Annotated in this window: 2 protein-coding genes and 1 pseudogene; 1 reads left to right on the top strand and 2 read right to left on the bottom strand. The window is 32.9% G+C overall.

All coding sequences use genetic code 11. The annotated features are described in order from the left end of the window. Together WBY99_RS08730 and WBY99_RS08725 are read right to left on the bottom strand one after the other, a co-directional pair. Positions 1-184 (bottom strand): annotated as a pseudogene (locus WBY99_RS08730) (uracil-DNA glycosylase); the annotation flags it as partial. 44 nt (positions 185-228) lie between these two features. Continuing rightward, entirely contained in the window at positions 229-735 is a 507-nt protein-coding gene (locus tag WBY99_RS08725; protein ID WP_423975944.1) for a GNAT family N-acetyltransferase, read from the bottom strand. Between the two features lie 84 nt (positions 736-819). Between WBY99_RS08725 and WBY99_RS08720 the strand changes: the two genes are divergently transcribed. Next, positions 820-2,474 (top strand): endonuclease MutS2 (locus WBY99_RS08720; protein WP_423975943.1); only part of this gene is annotated, 1,655 nt, incomplete at its 3' end.

Below are 2,474 nucleotides of genomic sequence, written 5' to 3'. Positions count from 1 at the left end.
GATAAGGATCTTGCCCGATGATGACGACTTTCACATTTTCAAAAGGAGTTAAATCTAAAGCTCGAAAAATTTGATTTTTTGGTGGGAAACATTTTTCACTTGCATATTCTTCTTCCACTTTTTGCCAAAGATTTTTGAAGTATTCGGAGGATTTTATTGGTGCGAGGATTTCTTGCCAAGTCATAAATTTAATTTGAAAATTTGAGAATGCGCTAATTTGATGATTTTTCAGATTTTATTCAATTCAAAAATAAGATTTTCTGGGTATTTTTCGTCTTTCCGATTTTTATTTAAAATGAAATTTGATTTCTGAAGTAATTTTATAGAATTCAAATTGTTTTTATTGGTAAATGCTTCTATTTTTTCTAAATTTAATTTATTGAATCCATAATTTAAAATAAAATTTACCGCTTCCGACATGATTCCTTTTCCGTGATATTCTGGCAATAATTCATAACCTAATTCCGCAGTTTTACGATCTTCAGAAAATTTCCAAAGACAAATTGTTCCGATTAATTTTGAAGAAATGGGAAAGTAAATACCACGAAAAAGAATTTCATTATTGACGGTTTTTCTTTTGATATTTAAAATAAATTCTAAGGCTTCCAAAGAATCTTTTGGCGGAATTCTGTGTAAAAACCTATTAATTTCAGGGTTACTTCTGACATTCAAAATATCCTTAGTATCGTTTTCTGTTATTGTTCTTAAAATTAATCTTTCGGTAGAGAATTTCATTTTTCAAAGATAGAATTTTCAAAATTTAAAATTCGAACGATCAATGTATAACCCAATTATCAAATTATCTCATTAAATTTGCGCGTGCATATACAAAAAGACGATTTAGACGAACTCGAATTTCCGGAACTTTTAGCGGAGATTTCCCCCTTTGCTTTCTCGAAAAAAACTGCAGATAAAATTGCAGCAATTCGCCCATTTGATATTGAAGAAGCAGAACTTTCCTTAAAAAAAACTGCCGAATATTTATCGAGTTTTGAAAGTGACAACGCAATTCCTTTCAATGAATATGAGGATATTGACAATGAGTTAAAACTAATGCTGATTGAAAATTTCAGATTAGATAATGCTGCTTTCCTAAAAATAAAAAGTCTGACGGAGCAAATCGCTCGACTTCAAAAGTTTTATCCTGCTTATGAAAGTTTATTTTTTCATCTGAATAATGATGTTAAAGATTTAGAATACCGAAAAGAAATCATCGATAAAATCGACAAGGTTTTCAACCGTTTTGGTGAAGTAAAAAGTGACTCTTCTCCGATTCTTAAAACTTTGCGGGCAGATATTTCTCACGCCAAAAAAGCGATTCAGGAAAATTTCAACCGAGCACTTAGCGCACTTTCTTCCACTGATTTTTTAGATGACATCAGAGAAAGTATTGTGGATGACCAAAGGGTTTTGGCAGTAAAATCCGGATATAAAAAACGAGTCCTGGGAAGGGTTTTGGGACTTTCTAAAACCGGTTCGATTACGTATATTCAACCAGAATCAGTCGTAAAACATCAGTTTAAATTAAGAGAAGATATTGAAGAAGAAAAGAAAGAAGTCGATAAAATTCTTCGAAAACTGACTTTTGAAATTTCAGAATTTCAACCTCAACTTTATTCTTATCAAACGTATATTTTCGATTTAGATGTAACACGAGCGAAAGCAAAATTCGCTGAAAAAATCGGCGGTATTTTACCCAAAATCAACCGCCACAGAACAATGCGTTTGGTGAATGCTTTTCATCCTTTATTGCTGATTAGAAATCAAGTGGAAAAGAAAAAGATCTTTCCACAAACTTTAACATTAACGGAACAAAATCGCATTTTATGTATTTCCGGACCGAATGCTGGTGGAAAATCGATCACTCTGAAAACGGTTGGATTACTACAATTGATGATTCAGAGTGGAATTTTAGTTCCTGTTCATCCGAAATCTGAAATGTTTTTCTTTGACAAATTAATGACCGATATTGGTGACAATCAATCGATTGAAAATCACCTTTCGACCTACTCTTCCCGATTGAAGAAAATGTCGAAAATTATTCGGGAAGCCGATTCAAAAACATTGTTGCTCATCGACGAATTCGGAACAGGTTCTGATCCGGAATTGGGCGGTGCTTTAGCCGAAAGTTTCTTGGAGTTTTTCTACGATAAGAAAAGTTTTTCGATTATTACGACGCATTACACCAATATTAAATTGGTGATTGAACAACTTCCACACGCCACCAATGCGGCGATGCTTTTCGATGAACATTCACTGGAACCGCTTTATAAATTAGAAGTCGGGCAAGCCGGAAGTTCATTTACTTTTGAAGTTGCCGAGAAAAATAAAATTCCGAAATTCATTATTGAATCTGCTAAAAAGAAAGTGGAACACGATATCATTAACCTCGATAAAACGATTGTAAAATTACAGCAGGAAAAATTTGAAGTAGAAAAACTAAAAACCGACTTGACCGAAAAAAGAGATTCTAC

This window comes from Kaistella sp., assembly GCF_049588135.1.
GTDB lineage: Bacteria > Bacteroidota > Bacteroidia > Flavobacteriales > Weeksellaceae > Kaistella.
The sequence above is the reverse complement of the archived record's forward strand: the minus strand, read 5'-3'. Positions and strand labels throughout refer to the sequence as shown.